The sequence below is a fragment of the Herbiconiux sp. 320_LB genome (genome assembly GCF_059691755.1).
The window spans coordinates 661,663-685,634 of record NZ_JCAWAD010000001.1 but is presented as its reverse complement, the minus strand read 5'-3'; the positions used below and the strand labels follow the sequence as shown (position 1 = coordinate 685,634).

Here is a 23,972-nt window from a genome sequence, read left to right as displayed (position 1 = left end):
CCGTCCCGATGCCGGCACAACCCCTCGGCGGGGGTCGGGTCAGCCGGCCCGGGTGGTGGTGTGGGCCGGGGGCAGCGTGCCGCCGAGCAGCTGCTGCACGGTGACGAGGGTGTAGCCGCGCCCCTGCAGTCCGTCGACGACTGCCGGAACCAGGCGGGCGGTGTTCTCATGCACGTCGTGCATCAGGATGATCGACCCGGGCACGGGCGCGGTGACCGCGCGATCGAGCAGGATCGCGTCGTCGGGGAGCTGCCAGTCGTTCGTGTCGATGCTCCAGAGGATGGCGGGCAGGTTCGTCTGCGCGAGCACGCGCGCGTCGACGGCGCCGTAGGGCGGGCGGAACGTGGACGGGACGGGGCCGCCCGCCCCGTTCGACCCGGTCGTCCCGGTCGCGTTCGGGCCGAGGGCGTCGCGGATGGCCTGGTTCGTGCGCTGCAGCTGGTCGGCGATCTCGGGGTCGGTGAGCTTGGTGAGGTCGGGGTGGTTCCAGGAGTGGTTGCCGATCTCGTGGCCCTCGTCGTGCATCCGTTGCAGGGCGGCCGGCGACTGCGCGACCCGGTAGCCCTGCACGAAGAAGGTGGCCGCCGCGCGACGGGCGTCGAGGTCGTCGAGCACGCCGTCGGTGTACGGCCCGGGGCCGTCGTCGAAGGTCAGGGCGACGCAGGCGAAGAAGCGGCAGTCGACGGGTTCCTGGCCGCGGAGGGGTGCGGCGGGCAGGGCGAGTGGAGCGCCCGAGGCGAGCACCGACTGGATCTGCTGCCCCTCGGCGCTGAGCAGCGGTGTCGCCAGCGCGGCCGGCACGGTGACTACGAGGGGTTCGGGCCGCACGAGGGTGCCGAGGGCGTCGAGCTCGGGGGTGGTGAACGAGTCGGGCAGCCGGATGCGCAGCGAGCCGTCGGCGGTGAACGACAGGTGTGAGAAGAGCGCGCGCAGGTCGGTGGGGGCGAAGTCGCCCGGGTTCTGGCGCATGGCTGGTTCGAGGGCGCCGGCCGCGACCTTCAGCGACTGGACGGTGTCGGCGAGGAGGGCGCGGAGGCCGTCGTCGGTGAGGACGGTGTCGCTCGTGGTGACGAAGGCGCCGCCGGTCTCGACGTAGAAGACGGTGGTCTCGTCGGAGGTCACCTGGCCGCCGGTGGCGGTGGTGATGCGGAGGGCCTCCACGAGCACCTGCCCGGCGCCGGCGAGGAGCTCGCAGGTGATGGTGAGGCTCGGGGCGCCGGCCGTGCCGGCCGCGCCGGTATCGGTATCGGCGGCGCCGGCCGAGGCCGCGGCCGCCAGGGCGCTCGGTGAGGTGAAGGCGGGGTCGGCGAGGAGCTCGGCGGCCGGGCGGGTGCTCGAGCCGGGCACGCAGCCTCGGTTCTCGGGGGCGATCGCCGGGGCGTCGGCCGCCGGCCGGTAGGGGATGCCCGTGGCTGCGGCGTGGGCGGCGATCGCCTCGGCGACCCGGTCGCGGATGAACGCGGTGAATCCGGGATCGCCCGGGATCTCGGCCCACCGTGCCGCTACCGGCGACCCCGCCGTGTCGGCGTACAGCAGCCTGACGTCGAGCCCGACCACCCCCGCCCCGGTCAGCGCGGCGGGCGTGGGTGAGAGCGTCGTGGCGGGTTCTCCGTCTCCGCCCGCGCTCGCGCCCGAGCCTTGGTCGGAGGGCGGTTCGGGAGCGCTCTGGTCGGACGGCGTCTCGGACGCGGCGGGTGCTGAGGAGCCGTCGCTCAGGGTGAGGAGCGGAGCGGCAGCGGTGGGCGGGCTCCACGCGGGGGCCGGCGGGATGCTGCTCGTGCACCCGGCCGCCAGGACCGCGACGATCGCAAGGCTGATCGCCGCTCCGCCCCGAGCTGACGCCCGCCGGCGGCCGACGACCCGGTTCACCGCCGGACCTCGGTCGCGCCGTCTTCGACCCGCCCGGGTCGCTGTCCGCGTGACCATCCCGGATCAGCGGAGGCGGACGTCGTCAGGGCCACGGCTACCGATGAGGACGCGGTGGGCGGTGAGGATGTGGGACCCGAACGGAAGGCGGCCGTGGCGAGCAGTGCGGCGGTTACGGGGCGGTAGGTCGGCGCGGCCGAGGTGGGGGTGCGTGCCAGCAGGACCAGGCGGGCGGCGGGTGCCGCTTCGTCCGCCGTCGCGGGTGCCGAGATGGCCGCAGCGCCCGGCGAGGATGGATCCGCAGAGCCTGTCACGATCGCAACGGTGACGGTGTCGTCGCCGTCGACGAGGGCGGCGTAGCGGACGACCACCCCGGACGTGAGGGTCTCCTGGTTCCACTCCGCGGAGCCGACGGATCTACCGAGTCGGTGGTCATCCAGCACCTCGTGCAGGGCGGAGTCGATCGGCGGAACGGATGCGGGGGTGTCGCTCGCCGTGGGGGCCGGCGGAGCGGCGGGGAGGATGGCCGCGTCGAGCCGGTAGACCCCGTCGGGTGAGGTCGCTCTCGCGGAATCCGCAGGGAGGAACGGACCCACCCCGATCAGCACCCAGCCCGCGTCGAGCGTGATGGACGCAGACTCGACCAGCGGAGTCGATCCGCTGTCTGCGCTCGAGCCTGAGTTCGGCGCCGGTGCATCGCCCGCGCCCGCGCCCTCGCCCGATGCCGGTGCCGGTGCCGGTGCCGGTGCAACGGCGGCGGTGGGGGACGTCGGGTCGAGGGTGCGCGTGACGGTGAGGGGCTGCGCCGAGGTGAGGCGCTCGCGCGGGGTCTGGGCGAGGATCGGCGGCAGCACGATCACCGCGACGCCCGCGGCGACCAGTGCGGCGACCACGAGCGTGACGGCCGCGACCAGCGCGATCGTGCGCACCGGGCGGCGGCGGTCGAGACGCTCGCGGGTGGACATGGGGCCTCCGGGTCGGCGGGAACTCGGCGGTCCGTGGGCCCGCGGGGTTCACCGACGCCCGTTCCCCCGGCGTCGCCCCCGCGACCGCCCCAGGATACGCAGGCGCACGCTCCCCACCCCGCAGCGCCACGACCTTTCCGCCGCCCGTTGCCGACTCGTTACCGCGGCCGTCCCACGCGAGCCGGCGCCCCGGGCGAGCGGCCGACCGTGGCAATGGCGAGCTGTGGCCCTCGGGTCATGCGTGAGAACCGCCAGCCCAGAACGCGGAGCTCGGGCGCCTGCCGGGTCGGAACGGGGAGGGGGATGGTCAGGGAGACGGCTCGGCGGAGGCGGCGGCAGGCTCGGCTGAGGAGGCGGAGGCGGAGGAGGCGGAGGCAGGTTCGGCCGCTGCGGCGGCGGCACGAGCTGCTGCCTCTAGGCGGGCGGTGTAGGCGGACCAGTCGGCCGGGGAGCGAGCGGGGATGTTGGGGTCGGCGGAGCCGTTGCCGAGGGCGCCGTCGAGCGTCTCGCGGATGATGTCGGCGTGGCCCGCGTGCCGGGCCGTCTCGGCGACCATGTGCACCAGGATCTGCTGCAGCGTGACCGCCCGCCGCTCCTCGGGCCACCACGGCACCGCCCCCGGCGCATCCCACTCGAGCGCCGCGATCGTCGCGTCGGCGTGCGCGGCCGAGGCGTGGTGGAACGCCACGATCTCCGCCCGCGTCTCGACGGCGGTCGCCCACATGTCGGCGTCGTCGTCGTGGTCGCCGCGCAACGACGGCAGGGTCTCGCCGGGCCGGCCGAACACCTCGCCGAAGTAGCCGAGCTGCACGCTGGCCACGTGTTTCACGAGCCCCAGCAGACTCGTGCCGCTCGTGGTCATCGGGCGGCGGATGTCGTACTCGCCGAGACCGTCGAGCTTCCCGAGCAGGTCGGCTCTTCGCACCCGGAGGTACCCGTGCAGCAGCTCTTTGTCGTCCATGACTCGACTCTGCACCCTGCCTCCGACATCGCGAAAGCAGCGCCTCCGACATCGCGAAAGCCGCCCGGAGTGCACGACGAGAAGCCTGCGCGAAAACCCGTTTCGAGAAAAGCTCGGAAACATGCAGCGTGAACGCCATATGTGTATAGGCTGTCTGCGCGGAGAGGTCCCGGGGGCGGAAGACACCGACGAAAGGCACCTCCATGCCCCGCACTCCTCGATCCAAGCCGCGGCTTGTCTCCGTCGCTCTGGCCGTGGCCGCGGCGACGGCCCTGCTCACCGCCGGCGGCGTCCTCCCCGCCTCCGGTCCGGCCACCGCCGCGCCCGCGAGCGCCACCACCGCCACCGCCACCACCACCACCGACCCGTTCGCCGTGCTCGAACACCTGGCCCCCCAGCTCCTGACCCAGACCGTCGAGCCGGCGACCGCGCCGTCCACCGAGCCGGCGACCGCCGCCGAACCCACTCCCGACCCGACGACCCAACCCGCCCCCACCCCCTTCACCGCAAGCATCCCCGCCGACGCGACCCAGCCCATCCGCCTCGCCCCCGCCGACACCGAGGGCGCCGGCCAGCCCGTCGCCATCACCGTCGCCGACGCGCGCGGGCAGGCCGAGGTGCGCGGCGGCATCCACGCCTACGCCACCGGTACCCCGGCAGCGCACGCGCTCGTGCAGCCCGTCATGAACGGCATCCGCCTCCTCACCACCCTCGCCGACGCCACGGCGGGCGACGCGTTCTCGTACCGCTTCGACCTGCCCGCCGGCAGCGGCCGGGTCGACCTGCCCGACGGCCAGACCCTCGTCACCGACCGCGACCACCGCTACATCGGCACCCTCGACGCCCCCTGGGCGGTGGACGCCTCGGGCGCCGCCCTGCCGACCCGTTACTCCTGGCAGGGCGACACGCTCACCCAGCACGTCGACCTCGACGAGCAGACGGTGTTCCCGGTGCTGCTGGACCCGATGTGGCTCTACAGCTACGACTTCTCGGCGACCCTGCCGCTCTACCACGCGGTGCATCCCAAGGCCTCCGAGCGTGCGGTCGACCGACTGCTGCACGGCTGCTTCAACTGCTACTTCCCGATCAACGGCGGCCCGCGCTCGTACCCGGCCGACGGCGACATCCTCGCGCTGAACGCGAGCCCGTTCTCGCTGATCACGGTGCCGGCGCCGGTCAAGGTGCAGACCGCCAACGGGGGAGCGCTGCAGTTCGTCGCCCAGGCCGGTCACTTCGACGGCGCCGGATCGACGATCACCTTCTCCTGGTACAACGACCCGAGCGGGTACCTGCACCTCTACGTGCACGCGATGATCATGGTCGACCGCGGTCCGGCCGCGAACATCGCGAACTCGCGGGTCGCCGGGGTCAACTGGCTGCTCTACTGGCAGCGGGTCGCCGACCACGCCGACGGGAGCAGCGGTGGCGGCGGAGTCTGACGGGCCATCGCTGGTGCGCCTCCGACCGACCCGCGGTGACCGCGTCGCGGACCCGGTGCATCCCTTCCGGGCGGAGCGCGCGCTCGCGGCTCTGCCCGGCGGGGTGATCGCGGGGGCGAGCACGGGCCTGCTCTACGCGGTCGCCGTGCTCGCACCCGGGCTCGTCCTCGGCGATCCCTCGTCGTCGCCCGGCCTGCTGCTGATCGGCATGCTGGTGGGCTCGACGCTCGGAATGCTCGTGGGCGCCCTGGCCGGTGCCCTCGCCGCCGGCCTCCTCGCCCTGCTCTGGCGGTGGGGCGCGCCCGCGGGGCCGGCCGCCGTGATCACCGGTTCGATGGTGGGCGGGGGAGTCGTCGCCGCCCTCGTCTGGTTCTTCGCGGCCGACAGCCAGACCCTCCTGCTCGCCTCGCTCGGAGTCGCGCAGGCGTCGGGCGGTCTCGCCCTGCTGACCTGGTGGGCGCGGCGACCGGGCGGGGAGCGACAGGGCCGGGAGCGACGGGGGAGGGGCGCCGGCCCGCTCCGGCGGTACTCCTAGTAGCGTCGTCTCATGGCGAGCGAGGCGGACACCGGCGACGAGGGCAGCCCCTCGACCGGCGGCCCGACGAATGACGCCGACCCCGCCACCGACACCGAACTCGCGTCGGCGCTCGCCCGCATCCTCTCCGACACGGTCGCGACCCTCGAGGCCAGCGGCGCCCGCACCGAGGCCCTGGCGAGTTTCGAGGAGCGCCGCGCGATCCTCGGCATCCGCCGCGGCCCCGTGATGGTGTCGCGCGGCCGGGTCTGGCGCCTCGGCGTTCTGCTCCTGGATGAACGGGGCGGGCTCCACACGATCGGCCGCGTCACCCGCGCCGTCGACCCCGGTCGCGTCACGAACCAGTCGGCCCGCGCGGAGGAGCGCCGCGACTACCGCCGCGCCGCGTTCGCGGGGAAGTTCAGCGAGGGCGACACCGTCAACTTCGACACGGGGGAGGTCGCCCTCTCGGTCACCGCGATCCGCGACGGCAGCGGCGTGCTGAGCCTCGAGGGCGAGACGATCCTGGTGCGCTGGAACCTCCAGCCGGGCGCCACCGGCACGACACCCCTGGCCCCCTACCTCGCCGAGCGCGCCGCCCTGCTCACCGCGCCCCCGCCGTAACCGGCCGCCGCATCCTGCCACCCCCGCCCCGTCACCCACCGAACAGCCGAACGCGCTCCGCCCGTGAACAGCCGGGAGCGTCCCCCTCCGTCTCCCCGAACGCCCACAGCCGTTCAACGTCTCGACACCGTCGGTTCACCGCTCGTCCGCCTCCGAAACCTAGATTCCGACGACGGCCCGCACATCGGGCGGGATCCAGCACCGGACGAGGCCACGCGCGCCCCGCCGACCGACCGCCGAGAGGGGCCAGAATGCTCGACCGCGTCGACCCCTTCATCGGCACCGGCATCACCGATCTCCCGCCGCAGTCCGGTCTCGCCGCGACCTGGTGGTGGCCCAAGCCTCAGGTCGGAAACACCCACCCCGGCGCCACCTACCCGCTCGGCATGGTTTCGGCCTGCGCCTACTCCGGCGCGTACCCGACCGGCTACGGCCGCTTCGACCTGAGCCTCGAGGGCGTCCCCACCACCATCCACGACACCCAGCTCGCCTCGGGCTTCACCCACTTCCAGCAGTCGGGCACCGGCGCCATCCGCAAGTACTACAACTACTTCCGGGTCACCCCGATGATCGAGCCGCTCGACGTGCTCGGCCGCACCTGGCAGATCACCGACGAGGAGGCTGCGCCGGGCCTGTACTCGGCGACCCTCGACTCCGGCATCACGGCCGAGATCACCGTCGGCCCGAAGAGCGCCGTGCACCGCTACACCTTCCCCCGTCACGCGAACGCGCGCATCGTGATCGACTTCTCGCTCGGCGGCCTCGCCATCCCGTACGGCGCCACGATCCCGCTGCGAGCGCACCTGGAGACGATCGAGCCCGGGGTGGCCAGCGGTGTGGTGGTCGCCGAGGGCGCTCCGATCGCGGTGCACGTCGAGTGCGACGCCCCGCAGTGGCGTCAGATGCTCTGGTACGACCGGCGGCTGATGCCGGGCGGCACGCGTCTGGACTTCGACCACATCCGCCCCACCACGCTGCGGCCCTTCGGGTTGATGTGGGCGGGGCCGAGCGAGCCGGGCCAGACGATCGAGCTGCGGATCGGCTTCTCGTTCCGCGGCGTCGAGCAGGCCGAGCAGAACCTCCGCGCCGACTGCGGGCCGGGCCCCGGCCGGTTCGAGGCCCGGCGCGAGCGCACCCAGAAGACCTGGCGCAAGCACCTCAAGACGATCGCGGTCGACACCCCGTCGACCACGCGCCGCACCGTGTTCTCGACCGCGCTCTACCACTCGCTGATCAAGCCGAGCTTCGCCGACTCCGAGAGCCCGTTCTGGCCGAGCGACGGCCCCTTCGTCTTCGACATCTCGACGATGTGGGACATCTACCGCACCCAGCTGCCGCTTCTGACGACGCTCTTCCCCGAGCGGGCGGTCGAGCTGGCCAACGCGCTGCTCACGATCTGCGAGGAGGAGGGCAACTTCCCGATCGGCTACCGCCTCGCCCGCGGCGGCGACCGCTTCTCGCGCCAGGGCTCGGCGCTCGCACACACCTTCCTCGCCGACCTCTGCCAGCTCGGCGTCCCCGGCATCGACTGGGACTGGGCCCTGGTGCACATGTCCGACGACCTGCGCCGCACCTACGGCGAGGAGTACCTGCTCCGCGGTGAGGCGCATCCGATCACGCACACCCTCGACCTCGCGTTCGGGTACTGGTGCACGGCCCGGGTGGCCCGCCACGTCGGCGACCACGCGCTGGCCGCGCAGTTCGAGCAGCTCGCCGAGCGCTGGGTCAACGCCTACGACCGGTCGACCGGGCTGCTGAAGGACTCCACCTACTACGAGGGCTCGCGCTACAACTACTCCTTCCGGCTGCAGCACGACATGGCCGGCCGCATCGCGCTGAGCGGCGGGCCCGAACGCTTCCTTGAGCAGCTGGACGCCTTCTTCGGCTACGGCGCACCGCCGGTCACCCAGCTCGGCGTCGCGCCGAGCACCGAGGAGCTCGTGGCTGGCTACGTGCTGGGCCGGTTCGAGGGGCTCAACAACGAGCCCGACATGGATGCACCGTGGGCGTACCACTACGCCGGTCGCCCCGACCGTACGGCCGAGATCGTGCACCACGCGGTGCACCAGCAGTTCGGCACTGGTCGCGGCGGCCTCCCCGGCAACGACGACTCGGGCGGGCTGAGTTCGTGGTTCGTCTGGGCGTCGCTCGGGCTGTTCCCGGTCGCCGGTCAGAACATCCTGCTGATCAACGCCCCCTCGTTCGCCGAGTCGAGCATCGCGGTGGCCGGGGGCGAGTTCTCGGTGCGCACCCGGGGCTTCGTCGAACCGGTGCCGGGCGGGCCGATGCCGGGCGGGCCGATGCCGGGTGGGCCGGTGCCGGGCGGGCCGGTGCAGTACGTGCAGTCGGTGCGCCTGAACGGGTCGCCGCTCGAGCGCAGCCACCTCCACGGGGACGAGTTCCATCGCGGGGGCGAGCTGCTGATCGAGCTCGGGCCAGAGCCCTCCGACTGGGGCACCGTCGAGCTGCCGCCCTCGTGGCCGCCGGCCGCGCCCGCCCCGGCCCACCCGGCCGGCCCGCGAACCGGGGCCGTGATCGACCCCACGGCAGTCCCCGGCGCCGCCCCGGCAGCCGCGCCCCCCGCCCTCCCCACGCCAGCCCCCGCATCCGCCCAGCCGACAGGAGCAACACCATGACCGGGATCCGCAACCGCCTCGTGATCGTCAACCGCGCCGATCCGGTCATCTGCGGGCACTCCGTCGAGGGCCGCAACCTCGCCGAGACCGCTCTCGCCCGCGGCTTCGACGAGGTGCGCATCGTGACCTGGCCGATCGAGCGCCTTGAGGCGGCCGGTCTGCCGCTCAAGCCCCTCGACTCGGTGCTGCCCTACAGCCCGGGCATCATCGTCGAGCGCCCGGCCCCGGTGGGCGATTACAAGGTGCCGGACGGCCGCTACCTCGCCGGGATCACCGGCCGGCTGGTCGAGCTCTTCACCGACGGCGTGCCGACGGTCGCGCTCTCGCTCTACCTCAGCCCCCACACCATCGCGGTGGCCGACGCCGTGCGCGCCGCCTGGGGCACCGGGCTGCCGGTGAACGTCACGACGATCGCCGAGGCCGTGGGCTCGGACGTGACCAACGTGGTGCGCACCGCGGTCGAGGAGGGGCGGCTGGGGGCGGCCGCGCACATCCTCTCCAGCTACCTCAGCCAGGATCACTGTGTCGCCGTCTCCGAGTACACTCGCGACCTGATCGTCTCCGAGGCCCAGCGCGTCGACGATCAGCACGGCACCCGGTTCGCCGAGCAGTGCCGCGAGCGCATCGAGGTCTCCTACCCGGCGATCGACGCGGCGGCCTATCTCGATCTCGACGAGCAGACCATCGACGACCTCGTCACGGCCCGCGGGCTCCGCCGCGACGGCTACCTGCTCTTCCTCTCCCGGCTGACGGATGCGAAGGGCGTCGACGACCTGATCGCGGGCTTCGAGCGCAGCGAGGTCGGGCGCAGCACCGAGCTGCCGCTGGTCGTCGCCGGGCGCGGGCCGCAGGCGGGTGCGCTCCGGGAGCTGGCCGCCGCCTCGCCGCTGGCCCACCGCATCCGGTTCCTCGACGACGTCGGAGACGCCGAGAAGCCCTACATGATGGCGGGCTGCGCGGCCTTCGTGCTGCCCTCGAAGCCGCGGCCCGAGTTCGTCGAGACCTTCGGCATCGCCCTGGCCGAGAAGATGCTCGCGGGCGGCGGCCCGGTGATCACGACGCTCACCGGGGGGATCGGCGAGGCGGTCGGCGAGCACGCGATCGTGGTGCCGGTGAACGATCCGGATGCGGTGGGTCGCGCGATCGACCAGGCCGTCATCGGCACGACCGCGGCCGAGCGCGCCGAGCAGGCGGCGCGGGCGCGGGAGTACGCGCGGCAGTTCGACCGGCACGTGGTCTTCGACAAGCTGTTCGCCCGCTTCCCGCGCCGCGAGACCGTCGACGCCTGAGGTAGCGAGGGAGGGGCGGCCGGCGCTCGACGGCCGGGGCCGGACAGCCGACGCCCGTCGCCGCACGGCGACAGCCCGCCCGCACAGCCAAGGCCGCACAGCCCGGCCGGGTCGCCGCACGCACCCGCGGCGGGGGAGTACCCTGGCGACGTGTTGGACGACAGACCCGCCGAGCGGCACCGTCAGGTGGCCGACCATTTCGCCGAGCTCACCCGCGGCGCCGATCCGGATGCCTGGGATGCGCCGTCCCCGGTTCCCGAGTGGGCCGCGCGTGACGTGGTGCGGCACCTGGTGACCTGGTTCCCGCGGTTCCTCGCGGGCGGCAGCGACGTGGTGCTGCTCGCCGGGCCCTCGGTCGACGACGACCCGGTCGCGGCCTGGGCGGTGCACGCCCAAGCGGTGCAGGAGGTGCTCGACGACCCCGAGGTCTCGGGCTGGATGTTCACGAACCCGCACACGGGCACGATGCCGCTGGCCGTGGCGATCGACCGGTTCTACACGGCCGACGTCTTCCTGCACACCTGGGACCTCGCCCGTGCCACCGGCCAGGAGCCCGGACTCGACCCCGACTTCGCACTGACCATGGTGGAGGGGATGGAGCCGATGGAGGAGTTCCTCCGCGGTTCGGGCCAGTACGGCCCCCGGGTCGAGGTGCCCGAGGGCTCGGACGCCCCCACCCGCCTGATTGGTTTCATCGGTCGGGACCCCTTCTGGACCGCACCCGCGTGACCGGTCGCCCCGCCGCGCTCGCCGACCAGCGAACGGGGCGGGCCGGCCCGACGACTCAGGCCTCGGACTGGACGACGGTCGTCGCCAGCGGGATTTCCTTGACGAAGCAGAGCAGCAGGGCGGCCACGAGCATCAGCGGCACCAGGTAGAGGTACACCGGGCTCAGCGCCGTCGAGTAGGCGTCGACGATGAGCTGGTGGATCTCCGGCGGCAGCGCGTTGATGGCCGCGGGGGTCAGGGCGTTGGTGTCGGTGGGCACTGCACCGCCGCCGCCGAGGGCGCCGGCCGACGAGCTCAGCTGCTCGGTGAGGCGTGCCACGAACAGCGACCCCACGATCGCCGAGCCCAGCGAGGCGCCGATCTCGCGGAAGAAGTTGTTGCCGGCCGTCGCGGTGCCGACCATGCTGTGCGGCACCGAGTTCTGCACCACGAGCACCAGCACCTGCATCGCGAGCCCGAGGCCGAGACCGAGGAGCGTCAGGTAGCCGAGGATCATCGGCAGCGGGGTGTCGGCCCGCATCGTGGAGAACAGCACGAGGGCGAGCGCGATGATCAGCGAACCGGTGATGGGCATCCACTTGTACCGGCCGGTCTTGGAGACCAGGAAACCGCCGCCGATCGCGGTGATCAGGAGCCCGCCGAGCATCGGCAGCAGCATGAAGCCCGAGACCGTCGCGTTCACGCTGTTCACGATCTGCAGGAAGGTCGGCATGTACCCGATCGCCCCGAACATCGCCACGCCGATCGCGAGACCCGCGAGCGTGGTGAGCGTGAAGTTGCGGTTGGCGAACAGCGAGAGCGGGATGACCGGCTCGGCGCTGCGGCGCTCGACCAGCACGAAGGCGACGGCGGCCAGCACCGTCACGACGATCATGCCGATGATCATCGGGGAGTCCCAGGCGTACTCGGTGCCGCCCCACGAGGCGGTGAGCACGAGACCGGCCGCCGCGATCGCGAGGGTGACCATTCCGGCGATGTCGATCTTCGGCCGCTCGCCGGCGGGGTGCTTCGGCAGCTTGATCAGCATCACGGCGAGCAGGATGGCGGCGAGCCCCAGGGGCACGTTGATCCAGAACGCGAGCCGCCAGCTGAGAACGTCGGTGAAGAGCCCGCCGAGCAGGGGCCCGGCGACCGAGGAGAGCCCGAAGACCGCTCCGATGAAGCCCATGTACTTGCCGCGGTCGCGGGCCGGGATCACGTCGGCGATGATCGCCTGCGACAGGATCATCAGGCCGCCGCCGCCCAACCCCTGGATGGCCCGGCCGGCGATCAGCCACTCCATCGAGTTCGCGAAGCCGCCGAGGATCGAGCCGAGCACGAAGATCGACAGCGCGATCACGAACAGCGACTTGCGCCCGATCAGGTCGCCGAGCTTGCCGTAGACCGGCATCACGACGGTCGAGGCGAGGATGTAGGCGGTCGCGACCCAGAGCATGTGGTTCACGCCGTCGAGCTCGCCGACGATCGTCGGCAGGGCGGTGCCCAGGATGGTCTGGTCGAGGGCCGAGAGCAGCATCGCGACCATCAGGGCGCCGAAGATCAGGTTGACGCGGCGCTTGGTGAGCCCCTGCCCGCCCTCGGTGGTCGAGGCGTCGGCGGGGGAGGAGCCGCGCGCGGCGGCGGATGCGGCGCCCCCGGCGGGGACGTGCTCGCCGCGGTCGGCGGAGTCGAGCTCGGGACTGGTGGACATGCTTCTACCTCGGGTTCGCTGGTGTCGGACGGTGACGGGAATGCAGACGGGCGCGAGCGCGGAGACGCGCGCCGGACGTGGGTCTAGTGGGGCTCGACCAGGTGGCGGAACTGCTCCCGCGCCTCGTCGAGATGGTCGAGCACGGGCCGGCGTTCGCCGGTCTCGAGCCCCCAGGTGTGCATCGCGAGCCGCAGCACGGCCCCGATGAACAGCACGACGGCGCGGGCCCGGGCCGGCCGGTCGGGAGCGGGCACCGCGCCCTCCTCGTCGAGCAGGCGCTCGACCTGCGCGGCCAGGTCGTTCTCGACGGCGCCCACCGTCTCGAACCCCTTCGCCAGCAGGGAGGGGTTCGCGACGACGACGGTGCGCCGCATCTCCTCGATCGCGGGGCTGCCGAGGTCGAGGGAGCCGACCTGGGTGCGCACGGCGTCGAAGACGGCGTCGAGCACGCTGACGCCGCCGCCCACCGTGATCGGGGGGAGGACGGGCGGGCCGAACAGCTTGGAGTGCCCGATCACCGCATCCTCCTTGCTCGCGTAGTAGTTGAAGAAGGTGCGGCTGGTCACATCGGCCCGCTGGCTGATCGCGTCGACCGTGACCTCGGAGAGCCCGAGCTCGCTCGCGAGCTCGAGTGCGGCGACCTCGATCGCCCGCGCGGTCTCGCGCTTCTTGCGCTCGCGCAGGCCCACCTCGTCGTGCGCGCCGACGGGGGCGTTGAGGGTGGGGGACTCGATCGTGGACACGGCATCATGATTTCACACCATGAAAACTTTCGCAATGAGAAACTTCGTGAGCCGCAATCGGGTCCGACTACGCTGGAGGTCGAGGAGGGGCAGATGGTGCGGCGGCGAGAGCGCGTGAAGCGCTGGTTGACCACCGGCAAGCCCATCGAGGCCCCCGAGCCGCTCTCCGAGGGCGAGGTGGATGCGGCGGTCGCCGACGGCGAGCTGATCGCCCGGTTCTCCTCGGTGCTGTCGCTGAAGAACCGGTTGATCGTGTCGGCGCTGCGCGACGACCACGCCTTCGATCCCGAGCAGGCGACCGAGGCCGCCCGCGAGGTGCTCGCCGAGCTGGCCGCGGAGCAGGATGCGAACGCGACCCACGCCGACGAGATGATCCTCGACGCCGAGAGCGACCAGGGGGTCGCCCGCCACGAGCACGACTACAAGGCGCGCGACCTCGAGCTGCTCGGCGCACGGCGTCAGGTCTACCGCGAGGTGGCCCGGCGCATCCGGGCCGACGCGGCCGACCCCGTCGCCCTCGCGGCCCTGGTCGAGGATGCGCGTGCCCGAGCCTGGGAGGAGATCGGCCGCGAGATCGCCGAGCGCCTCGACCAGTACCGCTCGGCCTCCTCGATCGTCGTCGACGACGAGTACCGGCGCGACCGTGAGGAGCGGATGCGGAGACTCCGCGAGTTCGACCTCTGGGAGCTGGCCGACGCCCGCCGGAGCACCCGCCGCCGCGGCTGACGGGAGTACATTCGGGCGTGGGAGGACCGATGCCCGAGCCGATCAGCGACGCGTTCCAGAGCTTCGACGCCCTCGTGCGGCCTCCGGCGGACGACGTCGCCGAGGCGGCCGGCTTCGAGGAGACGATCTCGGCGGCGCTGCGGCGGGCCCCCGGGGTGCTGGGGGTCGAGTGGGCGGGCTCGTTCGCGCACGGCACCGCGGTGCGCGGGAGCCGGATCGATCTGCTCGTCGTGCTCGCGGGCCCTCGGGCGCGCTCGGCCGCGCGGGCCGCGGACCAGCTGGCCGCCGCCGTTCCCGTCGAACCGGTCGCCGGGGCGCTCGGCGAGCTCCGGATCGCGGGTGGCCGGGTCGCCATCGACCGGATCGGCGGCATCGGCCTCGAGCTGATCCCCGCCTATGCCGGCGAGGACTCCCGTTGGGTGCCGGATGCGGCCGGCCGCTGGGTGCGCCACCGGCCGGGCGCTCGTGCGCAGCTGATCGACCGGATCGACGACGACGGCAGCCTGCGATCGCTCATCCGGCTGCTGCTGGCGTGGAAGCACCGCCAAGCCGTCCCGGTCTCGTCGTACTACCTGGAGACCGCCGCAATCCGGCAGTCGCTGCAGCAGCGCTCGTTCAGCCTGCTCTGGGATCTGTGCTGGCTCTGGGAGTCCTTCGCCTCGGCCGGGTTGGTGACCCTGCCCGACCTGACCGGGCCGGATCAGTCGCAGGGGGTGCGGGCGGCAGCCTCCCTCGGCCGGGCCATCGAGGGGCAGTTCCCGGTCGAGCGGGCCGCCTCCAGCGCCCGCGGCGCAGTGAACGCCTACATCGACGGCGACCTCGACACCGCTCACGCCTATCTCGTCGCGTTGTTCGGCGACGACTTCCCGGTCCTGGACGGCGGGACGGCCGGCGGCGGCATCTCCTCGTCAGGATCGGAGCCTCCGCGCCACCCCCTGTGATCGCCGGTCGGCCCCGGGTACGGTCACGAGGGTGACCTCCTCCCGTGCAGCACTCGTCTACAACCCCATCAAGGTCGATCTCGACGCCCTCAAGGAGGCGGTGGCCGCCGAGGAGACCGCCTCCGGGTGGGCCGAGACCCTCTGGCTCGAGACCAGTGAGGACGACCCCGGGCAGGGTCCGACGGCGAAGGCGCTCGCCGAGAAGGTCGACCTGGTGATCGCCGCCGGTGGCGACGGCACCGTGCGGGCCGTCGCGGAGGCGCTCCGCGGATCCGACGTGCCCCTCGCCCTCCTCCCTTCCGGCACGGGCAACCTCCTCGCCCGCAACCTCGACCTCACGCTCGACGACGTCGAGAACGCCCTGCAGACCGCCTTCCGCGGGGCCGACCGGGAGATCGACCTGGGGCTCATCCGGATCGAGCGGGAGGACGGCTCGATCTCGAAGCACGCCTACCTCGTGATGGCCGGCCTCGGCCTCGACGCCAAGATGCTCGCGGCGACCGACGACGAGCTGAAGGCCAAGGTCGGCTGGCTGGCCTACGCGAAAGCCATCGCGACGGTGCTCCGCGACAAGAACCAGCTCCGCATGCGCTACCGGCTCGACGACGCGCCGACCCGCTCGGTACGCGCTCACACGATCATGATCGGCAACTGCGGGTCGCTGCCGGCGAACATCCTGCTGCTGCCGGATGCCGCGGTCGACGACGGCCTGTTCGACATCGTCGTGCTGCGCCCCGAGGGGTTCTTCGGCTGGCTGCAGATCATGGGCAAGATCTTCTGGGAGAACGGGGTGCTCCGGCGCACCGGTGTCGGCCGCCGCCTGATGGGCGACTCCAAGGAGGTACGCGCGCTCAACTACCTCCGCGGCAGCGAGATGGTGCTGCGCCTCCAGCGGCCCGAGGAGATCGAGCTCGACGGCGACGGCTTCGGCACGGCGGTCGCGCTGAAGACCTGGATCGACGCCGGCGCCCTCACGGTGCGGGTTCCGGCGGACGAGTCCTTATAGCCCTTCGACACGCCGAAGACAAGCCCTCTTCGCTTGGCTGAACTAGTTGCTAGGCTGTCTAGCAATACACCGGTCAAGGAAAGGAACAGCAGATGGCGCTTCTGGAGAGCATCCCGTCGTCGGTCACCGAGCAGACGACGAGCACCACGGCCCTCACCTGGTCCGAGCCCGAGACCAAGCTCTGGGTCGCGAGCCGCGACGGCGAGTACGCCGGGATGATCGAGTACCTGGCCGGCCACTTCGTCTCGACCGGTGCGACCGGGGACGACCTCGGCTCCTACAGCTCACTCGACTCGGCCATGGCCGCGGTCGATCGCGGGGCCTCGCGTCGCCGACTGCCCGAGGGCGTGCTCTCCAACGTGGCGATCGTCTCGGCCGTCGTGGCGCTGTCGCTGGCGGGCATGAGCCTGTCGATGATCGTGGCCTAGGCCCCAGCCACCCGCCTCCGCTCTCGGCTCAGACCGCCGCCCGCGACGCCTTCTTGTCGCGCGGGCGCCGAACGTAGTCGCGGGCCCGATCGCTCGAGAGCGCGATCAGGATCAGGATGTCGAACGACAAACCGATCAGGTTCGTGCCGAGCGTGATCGGGCTGCCGTCGATCTGCTCGATCAGCGCGATGAGGATGTTGATCGAGCTGAACGTCATCACCAGGATGCGGGCGACGTTGCTGCCGAAGAACACGAAGAGGCCGAGCAGCACCTCGACCAGCCCGAACAGGGCCGCCCCCGCGATCAGCACCCAGATGGTCAGGTCGCGGTAGTCGATCGTCTCGGGCAGGGCGTCGTCGCTGGTGTCGACGGTCAGCAGTTCGCGCACACCCTGCCAGTCCAGCAGCACCGCGAGGATGATGAAGGCGGGAACGAAGGCGCGGGCCAGCACCACCACAGCCCCGAAGGTGATCTGCGCCGGCCGCCGCACCTGCTTCTCCGGCAGGGCCGGGGTCGCCGGCGAATCGGCCTCCGGCAGCGGATGCGGGGTCGGCACCGGGACGATGGTCTGAGCCAGTGCCGCGGGGGAGGGAACGACGGCGCGGAGGTTCACGATCGGGAGGTCGCCGTCGGTGACGATCTGGTCGCCGCCGCCGTTACGCGAGTGGTAGCCGGTGGCGAAGTCCTTGAGCACCACGACCTCGACGGCCGGATCCGCCTCCTGCACCGTCGTCACGATGTGGTCGCGCTCGACATCGGTGTTCTCGTCGATCTTGTGCGTGATCTGCAGCGTGAAGAGCGAGAAGCCGACCGCGCGGTCGTAGGTGCCGGCCGCGAGCCAGTCGGTCGAGTGTCCGCCGGGCAGCAGCCAGCCGTCCGGGCAACGCCAGAACCGCACGTGGTGCCGCTTGGCGGGATTGCCCTTGACCTCCTGCTGATAGGCGAAGTCCTGGTTGCGACCGAACAGCATCAGCGGGCTGACCGGTGCCTCGTTGTAGCTCCGGCGCAGGACGGTGGAGCGCACGATCCGCAGCGCGCTGCGGAGGGTGAGGTCGTCGGCCCTGGTCCAGCCCGCGGCCAGCATCGCGGTGTGCACCTGCTCCTCGCTGGCCAGGAGACCGAGGTTCACCGGGTCGCCGAGCAGACCGTCGCTCGTGCGGGTGCGGCCGATGAAGTAGTTGGGCACGTAGATGTTGGTCAGGATGCGGTGCAGGCGCGGCAGCGCGATGTACGCGACCACCACCCAGAACACCACGTAGAACCAGATCTGCGCCCACCCGGAGGAGAAGCCCTCGGTCAGCACCAGGTAGGCCAGCCAGACGGCCGCGGCACCGGCGATCACGAAGAACAGGTTGTCGAGCAGGGCGCTCAGCGAGAACCGCTTGCGACGCCTCGGCGACCGGGTGTCCGCGCCGGTGGCCTTCGTCAGCGTGTCGGGCATGAGGCAACGATAGCGGTGGGGCGGCGCGCGGTCACCGCCCGATCATCGGCGGTCGTCGCGGGTCACCGCCCGGTCACCGCCCAGCTCGGAGGAACGCCGCCATCCGCTCGCCGACCAGGACGGCCGTGACCGCCGGGCCGCGCCGGGGAACCGTCGGGATGACGGAGAGGTCGACGACGCGGAGCCCGACGAGCCCGTGCACTCGGCCTGCCTGGTCGACGACGGCGCCGGGGTCGTGGGCTGCGCCCATCCGGGCACTGCCGCAGGTGTGCAGGGCGGTTCCGAGGGTGTCGGCGATCCAGCCGTCGAGGAGATCGTCGTCGTCGAGGGTCGCCCGGTCGAGGGCCGGCAGATCGTCGCCCTCGAGGCCGGCGAACAGGCCGGCGAAGGCCGCCTGGCCGAGGAGGTCGACGACGGAGCGGACGCCCTCGCGGAGGTCGGCGCGGTCGCGGGCGTCCTCGAGGTGGCCGAAGCGGATGCGCGGCGGGTCGCCGGGATCGGCGGAGTCGAGCGCGATCGTCCCGCGCGACCGCGGGGTCTGCAGCCCGACCAGCACGGACAGGACGACGGAGGTGCCGGGTGCGCTCGGTTCGGCGCCGACGAGCAGCTCGCCGAGCGGGCGCAGCAGTGGCAGCAGCTCGATCGTCCCGCCGCTCCGGGTGCGCAGGTGCAGCGCGCTGGCCATCGAGGCATCCGCCCCGGGCAGTGCCTCGGCGGCCGAGCCGCGGGTGCGCCAGTCGACCCGCACCTGCGGGTGATCGCTGATCCCGCGCCCGACGCCCGCCGCATCCCGCACCACGGGGATGCCGAGGCGCTCGAGGTCGGCCGCGGGCCCCACGCCGGAGAGCAGCAGCAGCTGCGGGGTCGCGATCGCCCCCGCGGCGAGCACGACCTCGCGGGCCTCGATCCGTTCGCCGGGGGAGTCTGATCCGGCCTCAGGGGCGAGTTCGACCCCGACGGCGCGGGTGCCGTCGAACAGCACCCGGGTCACCCGCGCTTGCCCGCGCACGGTGAGGTTCGCGCGGTCGCGAAGCGGCTCGAGGTAGGCGAGCCCGGTGTTCCAGCGGATGCCGTCGCGGACATCCCTCGGCAGTGGCCCGTACCCCGCGTCGGACTCGTCCGCATCCGGAGCCGTGCCCGCCTGCGAGCCCGCGGCCGAAGCAGCGCGCGAACCCGCGCCGGCACCCGCGCCCGAACCCGCCGTCGGCCCCTGCCCGTTCAGATCCCCCACGAACGGCAGCCCGAGCAGCTCCGCCGCCTCGGCGAAGGCCCGCGTCACCGGGTGGTCCTGGGGCGGGCGGCTCACGAACATCGGGCCGCGGCCGCCGTGCACCGCGGTCTCGCCGTGATCGAGGTCGTGCTCGAGGAGGCGCAGGAAGGGCAGGGAGCGCTCGAAGCTCCACTCCGGATTGCCCGCGGCCGCCCAGTCGTCGAAGTCCGCGCGCCGGGGCCGCACGAAGTACGCGCCGTTGGTCGTCGTCGATCCGCCGAGGATGCGCCCCCGCACGATCGTGTAGTTCCGGCCGGGCCGGAGCTCGGCCGGGTAGGCCCAGACCTCCGGATGCCCGGGGTCGGCTCCGCGCAGCGTCGACGCGTCGAGCAGCTCGGCCGGGTACTCGGCGGCCGAACGCGGGGCGGGCCCGGCCTCCAGCAGCAGCACCCGCCGCTCGGGATCCTCGCTCACCCGGGCGGCGAACGCGGCGCCCGCCGCCCCGCCGCCCACGACCACGACGTCCCAGACGGTCATCGGGCGTGCGGCTCCGCATCCGTCGCGATCGTGTTCGGCAGCTTGCGGAAGGCCTCGTCGAGCAGGTCGGCCAGGTCGGCGTCGTCGTGGCGCAGCCACTGCTCGTAGGCCGCGAGCGAGACGGCCAGCGCGGTCCAGGCGATGACCTGCGGCTCGAGGTCGTCGGCCGGCAGCCCGAGGCGCTCGCCGGCGAAGGTCGCCACGACCTCGCGCCAGGAGGCGTAGCGGAGGGTCGAGTGCGCGACGAGGGTCGGCACGTTCAGCAGGAGGTCCATCCGGCGCCGGTGGTACGGCACCTCCTCGGCCGGGAAGCGATTGAACTCGATCACGCCGAGCCGCAGCGCGTCCAGCAGCGGCAGGTCGGCCGGGAGCTGCTGCAGGTGGGTGCGGAGCCGGTCGAGGAGCTCCTCGAAGTCACCCCAGGGCAGATCGTTCTTCGAAGAGAAGTAGCGGAAGAAGGTGCGCCGCCCGATGCCGGCGCGCGCGGCGATCTCGTCGATCGTCGTCGCGTCGAAGCCCTTCTCGATGAACAGCTGCAGGGCCAGATGGCTGAGCTCCTCGCGCGAGGTCGAAGGCTGGCGGCCCAGCCGGGGCGGGTCGGCAGGACGGGCCTCGTCCGGGAGCCGGAGCTGATTCATGCGGGCACCCCTTCCATTCGGCACTCGGTGTCATTAGTATCGTGCCATCACAGCGTTTCGATGGCGACAACGACATGAGGAGCATCCCATGAGTGACAACACGACCGAGCGAGACCAGGTTCCCACCGACGACGAGTTCGTCGAGGCCGACTCACTGGTGGAAGAAGTGTCCATCGACGGGATGTGCGGCGTCTACTAGGCCGAGACATGATCCCGGTCGATCTCGATTCCGCGTGGGACGTGCATCCCCAGGTCTCGATCCGTCCTGAGCCGTTCGGCGCCCTGCTCTACCACTTCGGCACCCGCAAGCTCTCGTTCCTGAAGGACCGCACGCTGCTGGCGGCGGTCGAATCCCTCGCGGCATCCGCCTCGGTGCGGGCGGCCTTCGCCGCCGCCGGTGTGCCGGACGGCGAGATCCCGCGCTACCACGCCGCCCTCGGCACGCTCGCCGCGTCGTCGATGGTGGTCGAAAGGACGACATGACCCTCCTCGACGCTCCCCGGCCCTCGGCCGAAGCCCCCGCCCTCGGCCCGGGCTCCCGAGCCGCGACGGCACCGGCGACGCAGCCGCCCGCGCAGCCGGGCCGCCTGGTCGACCTGTTCGAGTTCGGCCTCGACTCGCCGATCTGCCTGACCTGGGAGCTCACCTACGCCTGCAATCTCAGCTGCGTGCACTGCCTGTCGTCATCCGGTCGTCGCGACCCGCGCGAGCTGTCGACCGAGGAGTGCAAGGCCGTCATCGACGAGCTCGAGCGGATGCAGGTCTTCTACGTGAACATCGGCGGCGGCGAGCCGACGGTGCGGAGCGACTTCTGGGAGCTCGTCGACTACGCCACCGCCCACAAGGTCGGGGTGAAGTTCTCGACCAACGGGGTGAAGATCACCCCCGAGGTGGCCGAGAAGCTCGCGTCCTCCGACTACGTCGACGTGCAGATCTCGCTCGACGGCGCCACCGCCGAGGTCAACGACTTCGTGCGCGGCCCCGGGTCGTACGCCACCGCGATGCGGGCGATGCAGAACATGAAGGATGCGGGATTCACCGGGTTCAAGATCTCGGTCGTCTGCACCCGGCAGAACATCCCGCAGCTCGACGAGTTCAAGGCCATCGCCGACTTCTACGGCGCCCAGCTGCGCCTGACCCGGCTCCGACCCTCCGGCCGCGGGGCCGACGTCTGGGACGAGCTGCACCCCCTGCCCGAGCAGCAGCGCGAGCTGTACGACTGGCTGGTCGCCCACGGCGACGGCGTGCTCACCGGCGACTCCTTCTTCCACCTCTCCGCCTACGGCTCGGCACTGCCCGGCCTCAACCTCTGCGGCGCCGGGCGGGTGGTCTGCCTGATCGACCCGATCGGCGACGTGTACGCCTGCCCGTTCGCCATCCACGACGAGTTCCTGGCCGGCAACGTGCGGAGCGAGGGCGGATTCCAGGAGGTCTGGCGCAACTCCGAGCTGTTCACCCGGCTCCGGAAGCCCCAGTCGGGCGGGGCCTGCACGAGCTGCTCGTTCTTCGACAGCTGCAAGGGCGGCTGCATGGCGGCCAAGTTCTTCACCGGCCTGCCGCTGGACGGCCCCGACCCGGAGTGCGTGCGCGGCTTCGGCGAGCAGGCGCTCGAGAAGCGCAAGGAGGCCGACTCCATCCCGAAGCCGGACGGCGACCACTCGCACCGCACCGAACGCGGACCGCGGCGCGACGGCATGCCCACGCCCGCCCGCCAGGCCAAGGGCATCCCGATCACCCTCTCGCTGCGTCGCCCCGACCGCCCGCCGGTCAGCGCCTGCGAGGAGAACCCGCTCGCCGGCTTCGACCCGAGGTCGTAGCGAGCAGAAGGCCGTGGGCCGAGACGCGGCCCGCGTGTGCACTGGAAGGAGCATGCAATGGGGCGTGTCGAAGGAAAAGTCGCTTTCATCACCGGAGGCGCACGCGGTCAGGGGCGCAGCCACGCCGTGCGGTTGGCCCAGGAGGGTGCCGACATCATCGTGGTCGACCTGGCCGACCACATCCCGAACATCGCCTATCCGTCGGCGACGGAGGAGGATCTGGCCGAGACCGTGCGCCAGGTCGAGGCGCTGGACCGCCGGATCATCGCGACCAAGGTCGACGTGCGCGACCGCGCCGGGCTCAAGGCCGCCATCGACGACGGCGTCGCCCAGCTCGGCAAGCTCGACATCGTCGTGGCCAACGCGGGGATCTGCGTGGTGGAGGACTGGGAGAACACCTCCGTCGACGTCTGGGACCAGACGATCGGCACGAACCTCACGGGAGTGTGGAACACGGTGCAGCTGACCAGCCGTCACCTGATCGACAACGGCGGCGGGTCGATCATCATGACCAGCTCGGCGGCCGGCATCAAAGGCCTGCCCTTCCTCTCGGCCTACGTCGCGGCCAAGCACGGGGTCGTAGGCCTGATGCGGGCCTACGCGACCGAGCTCGCGGAGTACTCCGTGCGCGTCAACACCATCCACCCCACGGGCGTCAACACGCCGATGGGCGAGATGGGCAACGCCTTCGGGCCGCTGCTGGAGGCGCATCCGACCGTCGGCGGGATGCTCGCCAACCTGCTGCCGATCCAGGCGACCGAACCGGTCGACCAATCGAACGCGGTGCTGTTCCTCGCCTCGGACGAGTCGCGGTTCATCACGAGCCTCGAGATGACGGTCGACGCCGGCAACACCCAGTACTGAGGCGGCCCCGCGCGGGCCGTCACCGAACCATCCGGACCCGACTCGGGTCCGACACGAGAAGGGAGCACGCAATGGGGCGTGTAGAAGGAAAAGTGGCGTTCATCACCGGAGCGGCACGCGGACAGGGGCGCAGTCACGCGCTGCGCCTGGCCCAGGAGGGCGCCGACATCATCGCCATCGACTACCTGGAGGATCTGCCGGAGAACCCGTACCCGCCGGCGACCGAGGAGGATCTCGCCGAGACCGTCCGCCAGGTCGAGGCCCTCGACCGGCGGATCATCGCGACCAAGGCCGACGTGCGCGACTTCGACGCGCTGAAGGCGGCGGTCGACGACGGCGTCGCCCAGCTGGGCCGGCTCGACATCGTCTCGGCGAACGCGGGGATCGCGGGCCGGCCGAACCTCTCCGAGGACGTGCCGGAGGACGAGTGGATGAGGATGATCGACATCAACCTCAACGGCGTCTGGCGCACCGCGAAAGCGGCCATCCCGCACCTGAAGGCCGGCGGCCGCGGCGGGTCGATCATCCTGACGAGCTCGGACGCGGGGTTGTTCCCCTACGCGAACATCTCCCACTACGTCTCGGCCAAGCACGGGGTGGTGGGCCTCATGCGCACCCTCGCCCTCGAGCTCGCGCCCGACTTCATCCGGGTCAACAGCGTGCACCCGACCACGGTCGACACGCTGATGGTGCAGAACGAGGGCATCTACCGGCTGTTCCGGCCCGACCTGGAGAACCCGACGAAGGACGACTTCGCCCAGTCCGCGACCGCGATGAACGCCCTCCCGATCCCGTGGGTCGAGGCGGTCGACATCTCGAACGCGGTGCTCTTCCTCGCCTCCGACGAGTCGCGCTACATCACCGGGGTCCCGCTCCCGGTCGATGCCGGCGCGGCGATCAAGTAGGGG

The 23,972-nt window shown here is 72.1% G+C and carries 23 protein-coding genes; 15 read left to right on the top strand and 8 right to left on the bottom strand.

Annotated elements, in window-relative coordinates:
- Positions 1-39: 39 nt before the first annotated feature.
- The 3 genes from AC59HU_RS03120 to AC59HU_RS03110 form a co-directional block, all read right to left on the bottom strand.
- A complete protein-coding gene (locus tag AC59HU_RS03120) occupies positions 40-1,869 on the bottom strand; it encodes a polysaccharide deacetylase family protein (RefSeq protein WP_497221868.1) in 1,830 nt (609 codons plus the stop codon).
- A complete protein-coding gene (locus tag AC59HU_RS03115; protein WP_497221867.1) occupies positions 1,866-2,831 on the bottom strand; it encodes a hypothetical protein in 966 nt (321 codons plus the stop codon). The genes AC59HU_RS03120 and AC59HU_RS03115 overlap by 4 nt, the downstream gene beginning before the upstream one ends.
- Before the next feature lie 307 nt (positions 2,832-3,138).
- Positions 3,139-3,792: a DinB family protein gene (locus AC59HU_RS03110; RefSeq protein ID WP_497221866.1), complete on the bottom strand. Its 654-nt coding sequence runs from the start codon at positions 3,790-3,792 to the stop codon at positions 3,139-3,141.
- 203 nt (positions 3,793-3,995) lie between these two features.
- On the opposite strand from AC59HU_RS03110, the gene AC59HU_RS03105 reads away from it, so the two are divergent.
- The 6 genes from AC59HU_RS03105 to AC59HU_RS03080 all read left to right on the top strand — a co-directional run bounded on the left by AC59HU_RS03105 (position 3,996) and on the right by AC59HU_RS03080 (position 11,023).
- Positions 3,996-5,231 carry a hypothetical protein gene (locus AC59HU_RS03105; protein ID WP_497221865.1) on the top strand — a complete coding sequence of 412 codons (1,236 nt, stop codon included), beginning with the start codon at positions 3,996-3,998 and terminating at the stop codon, positions 5,229-5,231.
- Positions 5,215-5,766 (top strand): hypothetical protein, encoded by a 552-nt coding sequence (locus tag AC59HU_RS03100; RefSeq protein ID WP_497221864.1) that lies wholly within the window; start codon positions 5,215-5,217, stop codon positions 5,764-5,766. The genes AC59HU_RS03105 and AC59HU_RS03100 overlap by 17 nt, the downstream gene beginning before the upstream one ends.
- 12 nt (positions 5,767-5,778) lie before the next feature.
- Entirely contained in the window at positions 5,779-6,369 is a 591-nt protein-coding gene (locus AC59HU_RS03095; RefSeq protein ID WP_497221863.1) for a hypothetical protein, read from the top strand.
- Positions 6,370-6,620: 251 nt separating this feature from the next.
- Complete coding sequence (locus AC59HU_RS03090) at positions 6,621-9,005, top strand: glycoside hydrolase domain-containing protein (protein ID WP_497221862.1); 2,385 nt, start codon at positions 6,621-6,623, stop codon at positions 9,003-9,005.
- Positions 9,002-10,294, top strand: coding sequence for a glycosyltransferase family 4 protein (locus AC59HU_RS03085; protein WP_497221861.1), 1,293 nt, complete (start codon positions 9,002-9,004; stop codon positions 10,292-10,294). Before AC59HU_RS03090 ends, AC59HU_RS03085 begins: the two co-directional genes overlap by 4 nt.
- Positions 10,295-10,444: 150 nt before the next feature.
- The gene (locus AC59HU_RS03080; protein WP_497221860.1) at positions 10,445-11,023 is read left to right on the top strand and encodes a TIGR03086 family metal-binding protein; all 579 of its coding nucleotides are present in this window, start codon (positions 10,445-10,447) and stop codon (positions 11,021-11,023) included.
- A 55-nt stretch (positions 11,024-11,078) separates the two neighbouring features.
- Here the strand turns inward: AC59HU_RS03080 and AC59HU_RS03075 are convergent, their stop codons facing one another.
- On the bottom strand, positions 11,079-12,713 hold the full coding sequence (locus AC59HU_RS03075) for an MDR family MFS transporter (protein ID WP_497221859.1): 1,635 nt from the start codon (positions 12,711-12,713) through the stop codon (positions 11,079-11,081).
- A gap of 83 nt (positions 12,714-12,796) precedes the next feature.
- Positions 12,797-13,456 carry a TetR/AcrR family transcriptional regulator gene (locus tag AC59HU_RS03070; protein ID WP_497221858.1) on the bottom strand — a complete coding sequence of 220 codons (660 nt, stop codon included), beginning with the start codon at positions 13,454-13,456 and terminating at the stop codon, positions 12,797-12,799.
- A 93-nt stretch (positions 13,457-13,549) separates the two neighbouring features.
- On the opposite strand from AC59HU_RS03070, the gene AC59HU_RS03065 reads away from it, so the two are divergent.
- The 4 genes from AC59HU_RS03065 (at position 13,550) to AC59HU_RS03050 (ending at position 16,557) form a co-directional block, all read left to right on the top strand.
- Positions 13,550-14,182 (top strand): hypothetical protein, encoded by a 633-nt coding sequence (locus AC59HU_RS03065; protein WP_497221857.1) that lies wholly within the window; start codon positions 13,550-13,552, stop codon positions 14,180-14,182.
- A gap of 29 nt (positions 14,183-14,211) precedes the next feature.
- Positions 14,212-15,123 carry a nucleotidyltransferase family protein gene (locus AC59HU_RS03060; RefSeq protein ID WP_497221856.1) on the top strand — a complete coding sequence of 304 codons (912 nt, stop codon included), beginning with the start codon at positions 14,212-14,214 and terminating at the stop codon, positions 15,121-15,123.
- A gap of 31 nt (positions 15,124-15,154) precedes the next feature.
- Positions 15,155-16,129, top strand: a complete 975-nt coding sequence (locus tag AC59HU_RS03055) for a diacylglycerol/lipid kinase family protein (RefSeq protein WP_497221855.1) — start codon at positions 15,155-15,157, stop codon at positions 16,127-16,129.
- A gap of 92 nt (positions 16,130-16,221) precedes the next feature.
- A complete protein-coding gene (locus AC59HU_RS03050) occupies positions 16,222-16,557 on the top strand; it encodes a hypothetical protein (protein WP_497221854.1) in 336 nt (111 codons plus the stop codon).
- Between the two features lie 28 nt (positions 16,558-16,585).
- Here AC59HU_RS03050 and AC59HU_RS03045 read toward each other — a convergent pair whose 3' ends face one another.
- The 3 genes from AC59HU_RS03045 to mftR all read right to left on the bottom strand — a co-directional run bounded on the left by AC59HU_RS03045 (position 16,586) and on the right by mftR (position 20,383).
- Positions 16,586-17,998: an LssY C-terminal domain-containing protein gene (locus AC59HU_RS03045; protein WP_497221853.1), complete on the bottom strand. Its 1,413-nt coding sequence runs from the start codon at positions 17,996-17,998 to the stop codon at positions 16,586-16,588.
- A gap of 73 nt (positions 17,999-18,071) precedes the next feature.
- Entirely contained in the window at positions 18,072-19,745 is a 1,674-nt protein-coding gene (locus AC59HU_RS03040) for a GMC family oxidoreductase (RefSeq protein ID WP_497221852.1), read from the bottom strand.
- Positions 19,742-20,383, bottom strand: coding sequence for a mycofactocin system transcriptional regulator MftR (gene mftR / locus AC59HU_RS03035; RefSeq protein WP_497221851.1), 642 nt, complete (start codon positions 20,381-20,383; stop codon positions 19,742-19,744). Before mftR ends, AC59HU_RS03040 begins: the two co-directional genes overlap by 4 nt.
- Before the next feature lie 88 nt (positions 20,384-20,471).
- Here mftR and mftA point away from each other — a divergent pair, with 88 nt between their 5' ends.
- From mftA to AC59HU_RS03010, 5 genes are all read left to right on the top strand, one after another.
- On the top strand, positions 20,472-20,582 hold the full coding sequence (gene mftA / locus AC59HU_RS03030; RefSeq protein ID WP_497221850.1) for a mycofactocin precursor MftA: 111 nt from the start codon (positions 20,472-20,474) through the stop codon (positions 20,580-20,582).
- Positions 20,583-20,590: 8 nt separating this feature from the next.
- On the top strand, positions 20,591-20,866 hold the full coding sequence (mftB, locus tag AC59HU_RS03025; protein ID WP_497221849.1) for a mycofactocin biosynthesis chaperone MftB: 276 nt from the start codon (positions 20,591-20,593) through the stop codon (positions 20,864-20,866).
- The gene (gene mftC / locus AC59HU_RS03020) at positions 20,863-22,200 is read left to right on the top strand and encodes a mycofactocin radical SAM maturase (protein WP_497221848.1); all 1,338 of its coding nucleotides are present in this window, start codon (positions 20,863-20,865) and stop codon (positions 22,198-22,200) included. Before mftB ends, mftC begins: the two co-directional genes overlap by 4 nt.
- 57 nt (positions 22,201-22,257) lie before the next feature.
- Positions 22,258-23,064 (top strand): mycofactocin-coupled SDR family oxidoreductase, encoded by an 807-nt coding sequence (locus AC59HU_RS03015; RefSeq protein WP_497221847.1) that lies wholly within the window; start codon positions 22,258-22,260, stop codon positions 23,062-23,064.
- 71 nt (positions 23,065-23,135) lie between these two features.
- On the top strand, positions 23,136-23,969 hold the full coding sequence (locus AC59HU_RS03010) for a mycofactocin-coupled SDR family oxidoreductase (RefSeq protein ID WP_497221846.1): 834 nt from the start codon (positions 23,136-23,138) through the stop codon (positions 23,967-23,969).
- Positions 23,970-23,972 lie beyond the last annotated feature (3 nt).